Source organism: Bacillus sp. FSL R5-0434 (assembly GCF_038004745.1).
Taxonomy (GTDB): Bacteria; Bacillota; Bacilli; order Bacillales; family Bacillaceae; genus Bacillus; species Bacillus halotolerans.
The window spans coordinates 2,461,361-2,478,603 of record NZ_JBBORV010000001.1; the positions used below are offsets into that span (position 1 = coordinate 2,461,361).

The window sequence follows — 17,243 nt, forward strand, 5'->3', positions numbered from 1 at the left end:
CTGCAAGACCCGTTCCATCTTATTCTAGAAAATCTTTCAAACGTTTACTTCTGCTAGGATGTCTTAGTTTCCGCAGCGCTTTCGCTTCGATTTGTCGAATACGCTCTCTCGTAACTCCAAATACCTTGCCGACCTCTTCCAATGTTCTTGTACGTCCGTCATCAAGACCGAATCGAAGCCGCAATACATTTTCTTCACGATCTGTTAACGTATCAAGCACGTCTTCAAGCTGCTCTTTCAATAGCTCGTATGCCGCGTGATCTGAAGGTGAAGTAGCCTCTTGATCTTCGATGAAATCACCAAGATGGGAATCATCCTCTTCACCGATCGGTGTTTCAAGGGACACTGGCTCTTGTGCTATTTTTAAGATTTCACGTACTTTTTCAGGTGTTAAATCCATGTCTTCCGCAATTTCTTCAGGTGTTGGCTCTCTGCCTAAGTCTTGCAATAGCTGACGCTGTACGCGGATTAATTTATTAATGGTTTCAACCATATGAACGGGGATCCGGATCGTTCTCGCCTGATCGGCAATGGCGCGTGTAATCGCCTGTCTGATCCACCACGTAGCATACGTACTGAATTTATAACCCTTACGGTAATCAAATTTCTCAACGGCTTTCATCAGACCCATGTTACCTTCTTGGATCAGGTCAAGGAACAGCATTCCGCGTCCGACGTACCGTTTGGCGATGCTGACAACAAGCCGCAGGTTCGCTTCAGCCAATCTGCGTTTGGATTCTTCATCACCTTCTTCAATTTTTTGCGCATAGGCGATTTCTTCCTTTGCAGAAAGAAGGTTAACCCGGCCGATTTCCTTTAAATACATACGAACTGGGTCATTGATTTTGACACCAGGCGGTACACTTAGGTCATTAAGGTCAAATTCTTCTTCGGCTTTGGCAAGCTGCTGAATATTAGGATCTTCTGTTTCTTCATTCTCACTAATTAATTCAACACCTTGTTCACCTAAAAATTCATAATACTCATCCATTTGGTCTGATTCAATCTCAAAGCTGGACATACGCTCAGCAATTTCTTCATATGTCAAAACGCCACGTTTTTTACCAGACTCGGTTAATTGTTCTTTCACTTGGTCGAATGTTAATTCAGTTTCGTGGGTTTGTTTATCAGCCATTATGGATCCCTCCTTCCAAAGCTTGCAACGAATTCTAAAAGCGGTATGATTCTTATTCGGTCCATTCAGGCGTTTTCTATGTGAACTGCCTTTAACAATGTGCGAATAATGAAATGACAATTCATGATGAGGTCAAGCGATCTATTTGCTCCTCCGCAAGGAATCATTGCCAATGAAAGCTCCTCATCAGTTGTCCCGGTTATTTTAAAGATCGGTTCAAAGTAACGATTTCTTGAGCCAGAGATGCCGCTCTCAAAAAATCTTTTTGCCTTTCGGCTTCGGCTCTTTCCGCCTCTTTTTCTTTTATCATTGACCATTTTCTGTGATTCAACACTTTTTTCACATAATCTGATAACTCGGCCTCGCTGAGTTCTTGATTAATCTGAAGCATTAAAATATCAGACAGTACCTGGCTTATATGATCATCCGTCACCCTGGCCATAAGGTGCTGAGGCGTCAGCTCGGCACCCTCTTCATAAAAAGCATACAGATAGGCGGCCAAAGCGCGGTGTTCATCAATATTAAATTCAAACCCAACCCGGTCAATCACTTTTTTTATGACGCCCCTGTCACGAAGCATATGCGCCAGTAAAAGCCTTTCTGCATTTTCATACGCCGGGCGCAGCCGTTTTTGCCTTGCCTTAGTTGTCAAATGCGCTCTTCTTGTTTTCGTTTCACTGCTGCTGTCAGCAGGTTTGTTTTGCCTGCCGAATACAGTCAGCTGCTCAGTTAATGACTCCTGGGAAATCGAAAATTCGGAAGCAAGCTGTTTCACATACACTTCCTGTTCAAGTGATCCTGACAGCGCGCTGATTTCTTTAAGCACTTCTTTAATGTAGGCTAATCGATCGCCTTCATCGGACAGGTTCTTTCCTTTCCGGAAATATTGCATTTTAAACGCCATTACCGTAACGCTTGCATCGACAATGTCGTTTTTGAATTTTTCTCCGCCGTACTGTTTAATGTAATCGTCAGGGTCCAATCCGTCAGGGATCATTGCGACTCTGACTTTACAATCTTTTTTCTGAAGAAGCTCTGCAGCTTTCAAGGTGGCTTCATATCCGGCTTTATCAGAGTCATAGCAAAGAATGATCTCCTCCACGTTTCTTCTCAGAATCTTTACATGATCATCTGTCAGAGACGTGCCCATCGTCGCTATACTCTCTTTTACGCCTGAGTTTACCGCTGATATGACATCGGCGAATCCCTCGAATAAGACAGCTCTTTCCTGCTTTCTGATATGAAGCCGGGCCTTGTGAAAATGATAAAGCAGCTTACTTTTATGAAAAAGCGGCGTTTCCGGACTGTTCATATATTTTGGCTGCTGGCTGCCAAGCGCTCGGCCTGAGAAAGCCACAACAGCTCCATGATGGTCATGGATCGGAAACATGATCCGGTTTCTGAAACGGTCAAAATATCCGCTTCCGTCTTCGCGTCTGATTAGCAGACCCGCTTTTTCCATTTGCGTTTCACTGAAGCCCCGCTTGACGAGAAATTTTGTTATGAAATCCCAAGAATCAAGAGCATAGCCGATCTGAAATTCATCAATCAGCTCTTTTGTAAACCCTCTTGCAAGCAAATAATCCAGCGCTTCTTGACCTTCTTTTGTATTTATTAACAAATGATGGTAAAATTTCTTCAGAAGCTCATGAGCCTCCGCCATTTTTTGTTCTCCGGAGGATTCTGGCCGGACTGCGGTGTGAACCGTTATATCATCTGGAAAATCAATGTGGTATTTGTCCGCAAGGTGGGAAACCGACTCAGCAAACGAATAGCCCTCCATCTGCCTCAAAAAGGAGAAAACATTGCCGCCCGCTCCGCAGCCGAAGCAATGAAAAATCTGTTTGTCTGGCGATACGGAAAACGAAGGTGTGCTTTCTCCGTGAAAAGGACAGAGTCCAAAGTAGTTTCGGCCTTGCTTCTTTAATTGAACATAATCACCTATGACTTCAACGATATCTGCCGACTTTTGCACCTTGTCTACAATTTCATCTGGTATCCGATTTCCCATCTTATAACACTCCGTCGTACATTATTCGATGTTTTAGTGCAAAATCCCTTCATCGTTCGACAGGATTTTTTGCAGCAGTGTAACAAATCGTTCTCGATCTTCATGATTCAATTTTTTAGGCCCTTTGGCATATATGCCTTTTCTCCTTTGTTTGCCGGAAACATGACGGCCTTCAAGGGCAAAATCAATCGTATCTTCCTTGTAAAGACGCCCTCTCTCCGACATGACGGTGACATTCCTGTTCACAAGCAGGGATGCTAAACCAATATCCTGCGTCACCACGACATCTCCCGGTTTTACATGATTTGCGATATATAAATCAGCAGCTTCTTTATGAGGATCAACATACTTCCATTTTTCTTCCTGACTTCTGGAAAGCTGGTAATGTTCAAATGAAGCGACAAAAAGAACTTGAACTTCATAATCGGATGCTATTTGTAAAATTTCGTCTTTTACGGGGCAAGCATCAGCATCGACAAAAATCGTCTTTTCTTTTTCATTAAGAAGAGTAATTCTCCATCCCTCCATTAAACTCCTGCATAAAAGCAAGCAAAATCGCACACCCTGCAAAAATGCGGGTGTATATGAATTTGTCGAAAAATTTCCGGGAGAAATTCTTGACATCTTACCCATAATAGTTTATTCGTATCACACTAACCTTAAACCTAAAATTAATCATTTTATCACAATTTTTTATTATAATACAAACTTCACAAAGATGCTATTGTTTTTCATTATTCCCTTTTGGCAAAGTCAAAAACCCAGGATAGAGCGTCCTGAGTTACATGTTTTTCGTTTTGAGATGATGGATAATATTTGCTGTTTCTTCTACTGCTTTATTTGAAACATCTACAACCTGGCAGCCGATTCGATCCACGATCTTTTCGAAATATTCCAGTTCCTCTTTAATTCTGTTGATATTTGCATAGATGGCCTTGTCATTGAGGCCAAGCGATTTTAACCGTTCTTTTCTGATATGATTCAGTTTATCCGGACTAATCTTCAGGCCGATGCATTTTTTCGGGTCAACATTAAAGAGCTCTTCCGGCGGGTCAACCTCCGGAACAATCGGAACATTGGCAACCTTCAGCCGCTTGTGGGCAAGATATTGAGATAACGGTGTTTTAGAGGTTCTCGATACACCGATCAAAACGATATCAGCTTTTAAAATGCCTCGTGGGTCACGCCCATCATCGTATTTAACAGCAAATTCAATCGCTTCGACCTTTTTGAAATAATCTTCATCAAGCTGGCGGACCCGTCCCGGTTCATATTTCGCCGTTAAACCGTAGGCTGTTTCCATTTTATCAATTAACGGGCCGATAATATCATAATATAAAACATTTGCTTTTTCCGCTTCGGCAATCAAATATTCTCTTATTTCCGGCACCACAAGTGTAAAACAGATAATACCTCCATCTGCTTTTGCAAGTGAAATCACTTCATTGATAGTGCCAATGTCTTCAACATAAGGAATTCTTCTTACATGTGTATCATCCGCTGATCCGTTAAATTGGCTTAATGCAGCTTTGACTACCAATTCGGCCGTTTCACCGACGGAATCCGATACAACATAGATGATGCGGTTATTCATATTATCCCCCCGTTAGTCTGCGCTCTTATAGGATTTCATTTTCTGATAAACTGACAAGTATTTTGGTCATATTCGTTTTCGTCACTCTGCCGATCACTTCATATCCTTTCTCGGTATCTTTGATGACAGGCAGCGCATCGATTTGTTTTTCAATTAAGTGCTTTGCAATGTCCATCACATAATCCTCGCGTCTGCACACTGTAATATTCGGCATTCTAGTCATAATAATGTGCACAGGGACAGAAGTAAGCTCCTGCTGGCCGATGCTGGCTCGTAGTAAATCCTTTCGTGAAAGCACTCCGACTAAAACAGCATCACGGTCCACTACAAACAGAGTACCTACATCTTCTAAAAACATGGTGCAAATCGCATCATATACAGAAACGTTCTCGTGAATAACGACGGGGATAGATTGAAAGTCTTTCACCTGAAGCTTTTTCAGTTTATCTGCCAAAAGCTGCGTGCCGGTTTTTCCAGTATAGAAATAACCGACTCTCGGGCGCGCCTCAAGGAAACCTGACATGGTGAGTATGGCTAAATCCGGACGCAGTGTTGCTCTTGTTAAATTCAGCTGTTCGGCAATATGCTCCCCTGTAATCGGTCCGTTTTCTTTTACAATCTGCAAAATATGTTCTTGCCGTTTATTTAGTTCGATCGTACTCACCACCTTTTCACTTCGTATCTATGTAAAGAAATAATAAACCATATTATAACGTAAATGCTTTGTAATCAAACAAAAAAACTTTCAAATGGGGAAAAGACGATTACCGATCACACAGCAACCGCCTTTTCTTTCTTTATTTTACAATAAGGGCATTCATATTAGCAAAGGACTTGATCTGATCCGCCAAGCTTACCATTTGCGCTAATCGGTTTGCCTTTAATGTCTCGTTATCAGCAATAACCATCGTATGGTCGAAATAAGCATCAATCGGTTCCTTCAAGGCCGCAAGGGAAGTAAGTGCCGCCTCATAATCCTTTTTGCTGAAGCTTTCCTGCAGATTTTGTTTAGCAGTTTGATAAGCTTCGTACAGCTTCGCTTCGTATTCATTTTCGAATAAATCAGGCTGAATTTCCGCGCGAACTCCTTTTTTGCTGATAGAAATCACTCGGCCTAAAGCTTCTGCTGTTTCCTTAAAGCCTGGCGCACCCAGTTTTTGTTCCAGCACTTGCGCTTTGTGGAGCGCCGAATATGGCTCAAGCTCAGAGCTTTCCAGCACGGCATCTATTACATCATGTCTGATCTGCTCCGCATTTAAGACGTATTTTAGACGCTGAGTGAAGAAATCTAACAGTTCGGTTTCTTTTTCGGTTTGTACGAAAGTCAGCAGCTCTTCAAACGAAATGCCCCAGTTCCGGTCAAGCAGAATAGCGACAATCCCGCTCGCTTGGCGGCGCAAACCGTAAGGATCCTGTGAACCAGTCGGAATGACGCCAATAGAGAAGAAGGATGCGATTGTATCCAGCTTATCCGCCATGGCAACTACCGCCCCAGTAAAAGTGGAAGGCGTTTCTCCGCCTGCAGATATAGGCATATAGTGTTCGTTGACAGCTGCGGCTACAGCATCATGTTCGCCAAGCATTTTCGCATACTTTTCACCCATAATTCCTTGAAGCTCAGGGAACTCATATATCATGTGTGTCACAAGGTCGAATTTAGAAATTTCAGCAGCACGTTTCACATGTTTTAATGTATCTTCATCAGCTTGAAGACGGACAGCAAGCTTCTCTGCGATCGCTGTTACTCTTCTTACCTTATCAGCGAGAGAGCCAAGCTCTTCATGGAACACAATGTTTTCAAGCTTCTTCACATTTTCATCAATGTTCAGTTTCTGGTCTTCCTTGTAGAAGAAGGAAGCATCTGACAAACGAGCACGCAGCACTTTTTCATTGCCTCGCGCGACATTTTCGATCGCGTGGCTGTTTCCGTTACGGACTGTGATAAAGTAAGGCAGCAAATCTCCGTTTTTGTCTTTAACAGGGAAATAGCGCTGATGCTCTTTCATTGTCGTTACAAGCACTTCCTCAGGAATGGACAGAAACTCAGATTCAAATGACCCGTAAAGAGCCGTCGGATATTCTACTAAATGATTGACCTCATCAAGGAGGTCCTCGTCAACCGGAATACTCCAATTGTTTTCTTCGGCCATTGCTTCCAGCTGCGATTGAATCATCTGTTTGCGAACATTTGGATCAGCAATAACATGCTGCTGTTTCAGCTGTTCTTCATAACTTGAAGGCGATTCAATAGACACTTCATGCCCCAGGAACCGGTGCCCCTGTGTCGTCCGGCCTGACTCAACATTTGTGATTGCAAACGGAATGACATCCTGGCCAAATAAAGCGACAATCCATTTAATCGGACGGATATAACGCAGATCTTCATTTCCCCATCTCATGTTTTTCGGGAAATGGAGGCTTGTAATTAAGCTGTTCAGTTCAGGCAGAAGCGTTTTGGTTTCTTGTCCTGCTTGAAATTTTTGCACAAAAACATATTCGGTGCCTTTTATTTCTTTCATGTACAAGTCTTCCACGCTGGCACCTTGGCCTTTTGAAAACCCAATCGCCGCTTTTGTCCAGTTGCCGTCAGCATCAAGGGCGATTTTTTTTGCAGGCCCTCTTGCTTCTTCTTTTATATCATCCTGCTTTTCTGCTACACCCTTTACTAAAACAGCAAGGCGTCTCGGTGTATTAAAAAGCTTCACTTCACCGTGTGCAATATTTTTTTCTGCAAGCCAGCCTGTCAGCTTTTCGCCCAGCTGAACCATGCTTTCATTCAAAAAGCGCGCCGGCATTTCCTCTAATCCGATCTCTAAAAGTAAATCCTGTTTACTCATGAGAAGAACCCTCCCCTTTAAGCATTGGGAACCCTAGTTTTTCTCGTTCCTCATAATAGGTTTTTGCGACTTTTCTTGCTAAATTCCGCACTCTTCCGATATAGCCTGTCCGCTCTGTAACAGAGATTGCCCCTTTGGCGTCAAGAAGGTTGAATGTGTGCGAGCATTTAAGCACGTAGTCATATGCGGGATGCACAAGACCGTTATCCATTTGCTTGATCGCTTCTTTTTCATACGTGCTGAATAATTGGAACAGCATATCAACGTCAGATGTTTCAAATGTATAAACGGAATGCTCGTACTCAGCCATCATAAATAAATCTTTCACAGTAAACCCTGACGTCCACTCAAGTTCAAATACATTTTCTTTATCCTGTATATAAGAGGCCAGACGCTCAATTCCATATGTAATTTCCACGGAAACAGGCTTACACTCAAGTCCCCCAACCTGCTGGAAATACGTGAATTGTGTAATTTCCATTCCGTCAAGCCAGACTTCCCAGCCAAGACCCGCACAGCCTAAAGACGGATTCTCCCAGTTGTCCTCAACAAAACGGATGTCATGCTCAAGCGGATCAATTCCGAGAGCACGCAAAGAGTCTAAATACAGCTCTTGAATGTTATCAGGTGATGGTTTAATGATGACCTGAAATTGATGATGCTGATAGAGTCTGTTCGGGTTTTCTCCGTATCGGCCGTCAGCTGGGCGTCTTGACGGCTCAACGTAAGCCACTTTCCACGGCTCAGGACCGATACTGCGCAAAAATGTATACGGGCTCATCGTGCCGGCCCCTTTTTCTACATCGTATGCCTGCATGAGCACACAGCCTTCATTAGACCAATGCTTCTGCAGGGTTAGAATCATGTCTTGAATATTCATTTCAAGCACCTCCACTTTTCTTTCATAAAATTGCTGCGGCAGCAACCAAAAAACTCCCGTCTCTATGCTTGCCAGCCGCAAACATAGGGACGAGAGTTCTCCCGCGGTTCCACCCTAGTTGCTGAGAACAAAATCCCAGCCTCTTTTTTAAAATTGCTCAAGAATGCCTTTCGTTGCGAGCTCATCCTTAGCTTACACCGTCCTAAGGTCGCTTTTATGAGGTAAACGCAAGTACTTCTTTCTCTCACTGCAACATATTTTATAATAAATGATCATATAAAAAGATGGGCCATATGTCAACTTTTGTTTTCACCCATAAGATGTTTCATGCTCTCCATTTGATCTAAAAAACGCTTCGATTTCAGATAAACCCCTGAATATTCTTCGTAGTACAAGTCAATAACTTGCTTTAATTCATTTTTCGTTTCCTGCTTTAAAGACACATTGCCAATCCTTGAAAGATCGAAGTAATAAAACAGTCTCAAAAGCCTTGCCGTTTGCGGCTTAATCGGCACCTTGTAAGGGTCTTTGTCAAAGCAGCGGTGGCAAATAAAACCGTTATCGCGAACAGAAAAATGGAATGTCCCATCCTGGCTTTTACAATGCACACAGTGATTAAGCTCAGGATACAGTCCCATCACAGCAAGCATCTTCATTTGAACAATGAAGGTAATAACATCCGGGTCTGTTCCTTCGTCAAGCTGTTTAAAGGATTCTAAAATAAATTCAAACAAATAGGGATTTGGTTTTTTTTCTTCTGTGCCTTTGTCAACGAGCTCAGCAATAAAAGCTGCATATGCAGTTAAAAACAAATCCTCTCTGATGCCTCTCATGCTGAGGATCATTTCACCCTGCTGAAGGGTTCCGAGGCCTGTTGTTTTCTGCATTAAGAATGAACCATACAAAAAGGGCTGGCTGACTGCTGATAAACGGCTGTTCGGTTTTTTGGCTCCTCTGGCCATAACACCTATTTTTCCGTGTTCTCTTGTCAGTAAAGTAACAATTTTATTCGTCTCTCCGTAATCATTGGTACGAAGAACGATTCCTTCACATTTTGTCAGCATTTCCGCACCTTCCTAAAACAGGAGCGGTCAAGAGGTCTATAAAATTGGAAAATCAAATCGGGCTAGCTCATCTTCTAGTTCTTCGGGTCTTTCCATGTTCTCTTTTTCCAGTTCTTTAAAAAGAAGATACGTATCAACATTTCCTGTTTGAGAAAATACGTTCCAGGTAAAATTCAACACAAGAAACCCACCTTTCTGTAGTTAAACTAGCTTACCTAAACTCCAAATTCTTACCTTTATCTTGACCAGATGTCCTCCATTTCATGTTAAACAAAATTTGCTAATGTATCCCTGTTCATGTGAGATAATGACACAGCAAGAGATTAATATTCATCCTCTTTAAAGCCGAAGTCGCGAAGCTGGGACATTTTGTTACGCCAGTCTTTCTGCACTTTTACCCACAATTCAAGATAGACGCGAGAACCTAAGAGGGCCTCGATATCCGCTCTCGCTCTTTTTCCGACTTCTTTCAGCAGGCTGCCTTTTTTCCCGATGACAATTCCTTTTTGAGAATCCCGTTCGACCACAATTGTTGCCGCCACGTGCACGGATCCGTTGTCCTGCCCTTTAATCGATTCGATGCTTACCGCAATGCTGTGCGGGATCTCTTCCCTTGTCAGATGCAGCACCTTTTCCCTTATCAACTCAGAAATGATAAAGCGCTCCGGATGATCGGTCACCTGGTCACTCGGATAAAACTGCGGACCTTCAGGCAAATATGCTTCAATCTGGGCCAGCAATGTTTCAATGTTATTTCCCTCTAATGCAGAGATCGGAACAATTTCCTTAAAAGGATATCGCCCGCGGTATTCGTCAATTAGCAGAAGCAATTGATCTGGATGGATCTTGTCAATTTTGTTTACGATTAAGAAAACAGGTGTCGAGGTATTCTGCAGTTTCTCAATAATGAACTCGTCACCCTTGCCGTAGCCTTCCTCAGCATTGATCATAAATAAGATCAAATCGACTTCTTTTAATGTATTTTGCGCCACTTTCATCATAAAGTCTCCAAGCTTATGCTTAGGCTTATGAATTCCTGGTGTGTCAATAAAAATCGTTTGTGATGTGCCTGTCGTTAATACCCCTTGCACCTTATTTCTTGTTGTTTGGGGTTTATCACTCATGATCGCGATTTTTTGGCCGATCACTCTGTTCAAAAAAGTAGACTTTCCTACGTTTGGTCTTCCGATAATGGATACAAATCCTGATTTAAAGCTTTCGTTCGTCATGTAAATCCTCCGATGAAAATGCGCCTGGCAATAATTCTTCTGCAGTCATTTCTTGTATTTGTCCTTGTAAATTGGTCAGCACGATAATAACGTCCTTTGTGCAGAGCTCAGAAATCACCTGCCGGCAGGCTCCGCACGGTGATACTGGGCCCGGGGTGTCAGCAGCTACTGCCAGCATCTGAAACTCAGTATCGCCTTCAGAAACAGCTTTAAACAAAGCGGTACGCTCAGCGCAATTGCACATGCTGTATGCCGCATTCTCTATATTGCAGCCTCTGTACACTTTTCCATCTTTGGTAAGAAGAGCGGCTCCTACTTTAAACTTGGAATACGGTGCATATGCCATGTCACGCGCTTTTAAAGCTTCTGTTATCAATTTCTGTCTGTTCATGTGTACATGTTCCTCTCTTACCTATAATGGTACCGCTATCACTTTATATTTTACATAATGGCGCTCCTTTTTTCACGCCCATTTCTAAAAATGTAAAATAAATGTAAGAATTTTCAGCCAGACAGCTTTGGCAAAAAAATAAGTAAACCAATAATACACGAAATCACGGCAAAAACGCAAACAGCCCCGGCAGCAGCGTCCTTAGCCGCCTTAGCAAGCGGGTGGTGTTTATCTGTTACTAAATCAACCGTGTGTTCAATAGCTGTATTTAAAAGCTCCAGTGAAAGCATTCCGCCAATCAAAAGAAAAATAATAGCCCACTCTGTCAGGCTGAGATTAACGAGAAAACCGCAAATGATAACGGCGCAGGCAGCCGCGGCATGAAATTGAAAATTCCGCTCCGTCCGCGCCGTTCTCCATATGCCCCGCCCTGCGTGCACGAAGCTCATTAGGAATCGCTTCAGCTCATTTCTATGATCTCTTGAGTCCATAGGCGTCCAGCAAATCCTTTTGCTTAGTAAACATCTCCTCTTCTTCCTCTTTCGTCATATGGTCATATCCTAAAAGATGCAGGAATCCATGCACCGCTAGAAAGCCAAGCTCTCTCTTGAAAGAATGGTTATATTCTTCAGCCTGCTCTCTTGTACGATCTGCACTGATGATAATGTCACCTAGAACCGGCGGCATTTCAGCACCGACAATTTCAACTTCGTCTTCTCCCTCTTCTTCAAGAGCAAAAGAGATGACGTCTGTCGGCGTATCCTTTCCCCGATACTCTTTATTGATCTGCTGAATGTCTTCATTGGTAACGATCGTGACAGAAACCTCAGCCTGGTCCTGAACTCCTTCGCGCTCAGCGGCAAATTGAAGCAGATTTTCTACTTCTTTAAGCATCTCTTCAGAGACACTTCCGGTTTCATCTACGATATCAATCAATAAACTCATCTATTTCACCTTCTTAGTAGCCTCCGGATATTCAATCCGGGAGTGGAAAATTCCTTTTAATGTTGCACAAAGCGTTTTTGCGATTGTATCTAGCTCTTTAAATGTCAAATCGCATTCACTAAACTGTCCGTCCTGAAGCTTATCGGATATAATGCCCCGGACAAGCTTTTCAATTCGTTCAGGATTTGGATTATGCATCGATCTGACAGCCGCTTCGACACTGTCTGCCACTGATATAATCGCGGCTTCTTTTGACTGCGGCTTCGGTCCCGGGTAACGGAATTCTTCCTCTGTAATCTGATCGCCTTTTTCTTTCGCTTTATAATAAAAGAATTTCAAAAGAGAGGTCCCGTGGTGCTGCTCAGCAATATCCACAAGCTCCTTTGGAAATTTATAGCTCCTCAGCATATTCGCCCCGTCAGTGGTATGCGAAATAATGATATTTTTACTGAGTTGCGGAGAAAGCTTATCATGCGGATTGTCAATATTCATTTGATTTTCAATAAAATATTGCGGCCGCTTTGTTTTTCCGAGGTCGTGATAATACGCACCGACTCTTGCAAGCAAACCATTTGCCCCTACCGCCTCGCAGGCGGCCTCTGACAAATTGGCGACCATGACGCTGTGGTGATATGTACCTGGTGTTTCTGTCAGTATTTTTCGAAGCAGCGGATGGTTAGGGTTGGACAGCTCGATCAGCCTCATTGTGGACAAAATGCCGAAACCTGTCTCAAAAAACGGCATAAGCCCGATAATTAATACGGAGGAAGCAAATCCCGACACAACCCCCATCAGCATTAGCGTCCCGATTTCCAAGCCTGACAGCGCGGTGTTTTGAATCAATAATAGAGATAGAACCACAATCATATTGATAAACGCCACAAAAAGCCCGGTCTGCAAAATTTTTGATCTGCCATTGTGTTTTCCTAAAAACAAAACACCGGAAATACCGCTGATCAAATAATAAATACCAATGACATAATTAAATGTTCCTGTCACACCTTGATTAAACATCATACTTCCGCAAATCGCAAGAATGATACTTCCTAAAATAGCGATCCGTTCATTCATCAGCAGCTTGATTAAGATTGCTCCGGCCGCAATGGGAACAAGATAGCCAATATTGTTATATTCCATCTTTTGAAATAAACTGACAACCTCCATAATAACAAGCAAAAGCGTTGTAATAATGGAGAATAATAGGATCGACTTGTTTTTGAATTTCAGATTTTGATTCTGTTTTTCGAAATAGTAAACGAGTGTAGCAATGAAAAGCCCGATCATAATCAAAAGGCCGCTAATCGGTTTGAACAAATTGGAGTTATTTAACAATCCGGTCAGCTCAAGTTTTCTGTACACTTCCCGATCAATGAGGTCATTTTCTTCCACGAGCACCTGCCCCTGTTTGATCTGAACCTGCTGAACATTATCTGACGCTTCCTGGCGTTTTGCCTCTGTTGCTTTTGGATCGAAGACGTAATTCGGAATAATGGCGTAACGCCCGATTTCCGTGGCGGCTCCTAAATATTTAGACGGGATAGAATTACTCTTCAGTTCTTTTTGCACTTTATCTTTTGCTTCAGATAATTTATCCGACGGGATTTCACTGCTCATCACTGAGTTTACTGCTGTTATGACAGTATCTCTGACAAATGAAAAATCTTCATGGTCCGCCTTCAGCAAAGTCTTGATGGCATCCTCTGATATAGAATCATTCACATCTGACGTCAGCTTATTTTTCACCGACTTAATCATTGTTTTTTCTGATGGTGAACTGCTGTCTTCTTCTGCTGATTTTTTCACTTCACTGATACTGTCGAATATCGATGACACAAGATCAATTCGATTGTCTGTATAATCTTTCTTTAAGGTATATTGATCTTCGACCGCATCCTCAGCAGCTTGCTTTTTTTCCTCTGTCGCTTTTTGATCTTCCACGGTTGCCGGAGCATAAATGGTCTTGTCGCTGACTGAAAACAGGTCTAAATCAAGCGTTTCCGGCTTCACATGTACAAAAAGCAATGCGAACATAATCGCAGCCAGCAGAAGATACAGCAGTACATGCATGGAACGGGCATTTTTAAAGCCGCGCCACTTTTTTGAGCCGCTTTTGGTCTTCCCCTTCTTTTTCAACACAAGAACCTCCTCTAGAAAATCAAGCTCATAAGCAAAAATGACCCGATAACGCGCGATCGGGTCATTCAGGATTAATTTTGCTTATCGTATGCTTCAATAATTTTCGCAACAAGCGGATGTCTGACCACGTCTGTCTGGTCCAGTTCAATCACAGAAATGCCGTTGATTTCTTTCAGCATCTCTCTCGCTACTGCAAGTCCCGATTTGACGCCTTTCGGCAGATCAATTTGGCTAACGTCACCTGTAATGATCATTTTAGAGCCAAAACCCAGTCTCGTCAAAAACATTTTCATCTGGGCAGGCGTAGTGTTCTGTGCTTCATCAAGTATAACATAGGCATCATCAAGCGTCCGGCCTCTCATATAAGCGAGCGGAGCGATTTCAATGACTCCTCTTTCCAGCAGCCGTTCTGTATGATCTGTTCCAAGCACATCATGAAGAGCGTCATACAGCGGGCGCAGATAAGGATCTACTTTCTCTTTCAGGTCACCTGGTAAAAAACCGAGGCTTTCACCGGCTTCTACCGCAGGTCTTGTTAAAATGATTTTTTTAATATGTCCGTTTTTCAATGCGTGGACTGCTTTTACGACAGCAAGGTACGTTTTTCCAGTTCCTGCCGGGCCGATGCCAAATACAAGATCATCTCGTTTCATGGCGGCTACGTATTCCCGCTGTCCCATGGTTTTCACACGGATCGATTTGCCTTTTGCGTTTTTTGTAATTTCTTCTTCGTACATGCTTTCAAAATATTCAAGTTCATTCTTTTTTGCCATCTTGATGGCGGAAATCACATCACGTTCAGAGATCTCTATCCCCTTGCGAATTAATGCGAGAAGTGATCCCAGCAGCCTGTCGGCAATCTGAAACGATTCTTCATCGCCTGAAATATAAATCGTTTCGCCTCGCGTAATGATATTTACATCCAGATCTTTCTCCATCAGTGTCAAAAAAGAATCTTGATTCCCGAACAGTGAAAGCGCTTCGTCCGGGCTTTTCAGTTTTTGATTCATCGCAAGTAAATGTTCTGTCATTCTTCAGTCTCCCTGACAATAGGTGTGGTTTGAACGATATCTTCTATAACTTGGTAGAGAATAATCAACTTTACTTTACCATTCTCGACTGTCTGGTGCAAAACTTTTTCACTTTTCACCTCGCCGTCCTCGCCTATTTTACTCTCTACATCCCGTTTACCCATTTTGATTCCTTCTTGAACTGCTTCTTCTTTCGTATATTTTCGCAAAGCCTCTTCACTTTCTCTCGTTTGCTCTTTGATATAAGAAACAGGGAGCTCCAAACCGAGAAAATGAAGCGAATGCTTCTCTTGTTCTGTTTTTGGATGTTTTAATTCTTCTTTTTTAAGCGTCCCCCAGATTGGGAAAGCCCATGAGCCAAAAGAAAGCTTGTGCTTTGTCCTTACTTTGCCCGTATAGACGTTAAATAATGTTTCAAGGGGCACCGTTACTTCAGATCTGTACCAGGTCTCGCCGTAAATTTCAGCTTTAGAGGCGACTTCCTGCTGCTCATCTTCGCTTCCGATTAAGCCGGAGACAAGCATTTGCCCCTTTTCCACATGATCATGGATTGCGGCCATGGGCTGGCCTTTCTGGACAAACATTCTTGTAATGGTTGCTTTCTTTTTGGCGACAATGTGGCGCGGACTGACATACTTTTCTTTTTCAGGCTCATTTTTCTCCACAACTTTCATGTGGATGGTCGTGCCTTTCAAATCGACTCCGACCCAAGTAATATTGTCTATTCCGTTGGTTAACGATTTTTGTATTTTTTCGGGAGACTGCATTAAAAATTGCAATCGCCCTTTTTTGACGCCGATTTCCTTCAAATGCTGCATCATTTGGTGCTCCGTTTCAGGCTTTGCACCAGTCACTTCAATTTTCCACACCATATTGGAGAGCAAAAACAATAGGATAAAAAAAAGCGCAAAACCAATGGTAAAACCTAAATTCAGTTTGGATTTCAGCAATAAGAACGGGAACCCTTTTCGATTGATAAAACGGGCTTTACAGTCAAATTCTCTTCTGACACGCCGAAAGGCATGTACATCCTGAAGCTGTATATATAACAAGACGGCTTCTTTCTTTTTTTTCAGATGAAAGATCGGAATCCCTCTTCTTGTGCATTCATTAAGGAGCCGTTCAATGCCTCGTCCCGTCACTTCAAGCTGGACCTTACCACCAAAAAAAGACAGCCATTTATTTTTCACAACATTTCCCCCTCGGCTTTATGACTCAACATATCGAACGACATCAATCGTACCCTCCAAAAGTATTTCTTCCGGAAGAATCGCTTTGATAACAAAGTTTTTTCCTGATATGATGCACTGGCCCTGCTTCAGCATCAGCCTCACTTCATTCTCACTGAACAGCAGAAGGCCTCTGTGGTTTTCTATGTAGATATGAAGTCTGCCGACCATTGTGATCCGCGGCAGATCCATCATAACGTCCGGGGGAATTTCCAATGCTCTTGTCAGCCAAGCTTTTAAACGATTCTTTCTTTGCCCCATACAAAAAGAACCCCCTTTCATCTCATATGTATGATTTGAAAGAGGGTTCTAACACTTAATTTTTGCGGGCTGCTCGCATTGTGTGATGAGGTTTTTTTGCCCTTGGCGGACCGAATACCTCGCCTAAGACAATACCTTGCACCACAGTGTCTTTATTGACCTGAAACAGTTTTTGCTTGGTATACACAGATTTATGTTTGGCGGCAGTAAGATCCCCCTCAAGCCCTTTCAGGTTTCTTTCCGTTTCCTTCCGTCTGTCTTCAGCTTCTTGTCTCATCTGTTCCAAGCGGTTTGGAATAGGAGCAGGCGTTTCTTCAGCTGATTGTTTAGTTTGAACAGAAGCAGGTTTCATTGTCTGCGGCTTTTTTCTTTTTTGATTTTGATTGTTTTTTTCTTCTTCTTTTTTCACTTTGCCGAAAATCGTGGAAATAATTCCGATAATCGCTGCAATAACAAGCGGATTCGTCAGTATATCTTCCATCACTATTCTCCCTTCTGCA

The 17,243-nt window shown here is 42.7% G+C and carries 18 protein-coding genes and 1 other annotated feature; all 18 genes read right to left on the minus strand.

The window, feature by feature from the left end; genetic code table 11:
* Positions 1-19: 19 nt before the first annotated feature.
* Positions 20-1,135, minus strand: a complete 1,116-nt coding sequence (rpoD, locus tag NYE43_RS12610; protein WP_003226225.1) for an RNA polymerase sigma factor RpoD — start codon at positions 1,133-1,135, stop codon at positions 20-22.
* A gap of 199 nt (positions 1,136-1,334) precedes the next feature.
* The gene (dnaG, locus tag NYE43_RS12615) at positions 1,335-3,146 is read right to left on the minus strand and encodes a DNA primase (protein WP_198098335.1); all 1,812 of its coding nucleotides are present in this window, start codon (positions 3,144-3,146) and stop codon (positions 1,335-1,337) included.
* A gap of 33 nt (positions 3,147-3,179) precedes the next feature.
* Positions 3,180-3,674 carry a YaiI/YqxD family protein gene (locus NYE43_RS12620; RefSeq protein ID WP_103672283.1) on the minus strand — a complete coding sequence of 165 codons (495 nt, stop codon included), beginning with the start codon at positions 3,672-3,674 and terminating at the stop codon, positions 3,180-3,182.
* A gap of 253 nt (positions 3,675-3,927) precedes the next feature.
* Positions 3,928-4,740, minus strand: coding sequence for a pyruvate, water dikinase regulatory protein (locus NYE43_RS12625; protein ID WP_003237056.1), 813 nt, complete (start codon positions 4,738-4,740; stop codon positions 3,928-3,930).
* A 25-nt stretch (positions 4,741-4,765) separates the two neighbouring features.
* The gene (gene ccpN / locus NYE43_RS12630) at positions 4,766-5,404 is read right to left on the minus strand and encodes a transcriptional regulator CcpN (protein ID WP_341062100.1); all 639 of its coding nucleotides are present in this window, start codon (positions 5,402-5,404) and stop codon (positions 4,766-4,768) included.
* A 133-nt stretch (positions 5,405-5,537) separates the two neighbouring features.
* Positions 5,538-7,577: a glycine--tRNA ligase subunit beta gene (glyS, locus tag NYE43_RS12635; protein ID WP_341062103.1), complete on the minus strand. Its 2,040-nt coding sequence runs from the start codon at positions 7,575-7,577 to the stop codon at positions 5,538-5,540.
* Positions 7,570-8,457 carry a glycine--tRNA ligase subunit alpha gene (gene glyQ / locus NYE43_RS12640; protein ID WP_103672297.1) on the minus strand — a complete coding sequence of 296 codons (888 nt, stop codon included), beginning with the start codon at positions 8,455-8,457 and terminating at the stop codon, positions 7,570-7,572. Before glyQ ends, glyS begins: the two co-directional genes overlap by 8 nt.
* 82 nt (positions 8,458-8,539) lie before the next feature.
* Positions 8,540-8,714: a binding site (T-box leader), on the minus strand.
* 39 nt (positions 8,715-8,753) lie between these two features.
* Positions 8,754-9,521 carry a DNA repair protein RecO gene (gene recO / locus NYE43_RS12645; RefSeq protein ID WP_024122086.1) on the minus strand — a complete coding sequence of 256 codons (768 nt, stop codon included), beginning with the start codon at positions 9,519-9,521 and terminating at the stop codon, positions 8,754-8,756.
* 36 nt (positions 9,522-9,557) lie between these two features.
* Entirely contained in the window at positions 9,558-9,701 is a 144-nt protein-coding gene (locus NYE43_RS12650) for a YqzL family protein (protein ID WP_024122087.1), read from the minus strand.
* A gap of 143 nt (positions 9,702-9,844) precedes the next feature.
* Entirely contained in the window at positions 9,845-10,750 is a 906-nt protein-coding gene (era, locus tag NYE43_RS12655) for a GTPase Era (protein ID WP_010334979.1), read from the minus strand.
* Positions 10,731-11,141: a cytidine deaminase gene (cdd, locus tag NYE43_RS12660; RefSeq protein WP_024122088.1), complete on the minus strand. Its 411-nt coding sequence runs from the start codon at positions 11,139-11,141 to the stop codon at positions 10,731-10,733. The genes era and cdd overlap by 20 nt, the downstream gene beginning before the upstream one ends.
* 113 nt (positions 11,142-11,254) lie before the next feature.
* Positions 11,255-11,632, minus strand: a complete 378-nt coding sequence (locus NYE43_RS12665) for a diacylglycerol kinase family protein (RefSeq protein WP_024122089.1) — start codon at positions 11,630-11,632, stop codon at positions 11,255-11,257.
* The gene (gene ybeY, locus NYE43_RS12670; RefSeq protein WP_010334982.1) at positions 11,613-12,086 is read right to left on the minus strand and encodes an rRNA maturation RNase YbeY; all 474 of its coding nucleotides are present in this window, start codon (positions 12,084-12,086) and stop codon (positions 11,613-11,615) included. Before ybeY ends, NYE43_RS12665 begins: the two co-directional genes overlap by 20 nt.
* Complete coding sequence (gene pgpH, locus NYE43_RS12675) at positions 12,087-14,222, minus strand: cyclic-di-AMP phosphodiesterase PgpH (RefSeq protein WP_081638339.1); 2,136 nt, start codon at positions 14,220-14,222, stop codon at positions 12,087-12,089. It abuts the gene before it with no gap.
* Between the two features lie 71 nt (positions 14,223-14,293).
* Entirely contained in the window at positions 14,294-15,253 is a 960-nt protein-coding gene (locus NYE43_RS12680; protein WP_095713296.1) for a PhoH family protein, read from the minus strand.
* Complete coding sequence (gene yqfD / locus NYE43_RS12685; protein ID WP_185848814.1) at positions 15,250-16,443, minus strand: sporulation protein YqfD; 1,194 nt, start codon at positions 16,441-16,443, stop codon at positions 15,250-15,252. Before yqfD ends, NYE43_RS12680 begins: the two co-directional genes overlap by 4 nt.
* 18 nt (positions 16,444-16,461) lie before the next feature.
* Positions 16,462-16,743 carry a sporulation protein YqfC gene (gene yqfC, locus NYE43_RS12690; protein ID WP_024122093.1) on the minus strand — a complete coding sequence of 94 codons (282 nt, stop codon included), beginning with the start codon at positions 16,741-16,743 and terminating at the stop codon, positions 16,462-16,464.
* Positions 16,744-16,798: 55 nt separating this feature from the next.
* Positions 16,799-17,224: a hypothetical protein gene (locus NYE43_RS12695; protein WP_185848813.1), complete on the minus strand. Its 426-nt coding sequence runs from the start codon at positions 17,222-17,224 to the stop codon at positions 16,799-16,801.
* Positions 17,225-17,243 lie beyond the last annotated feature (19 nt).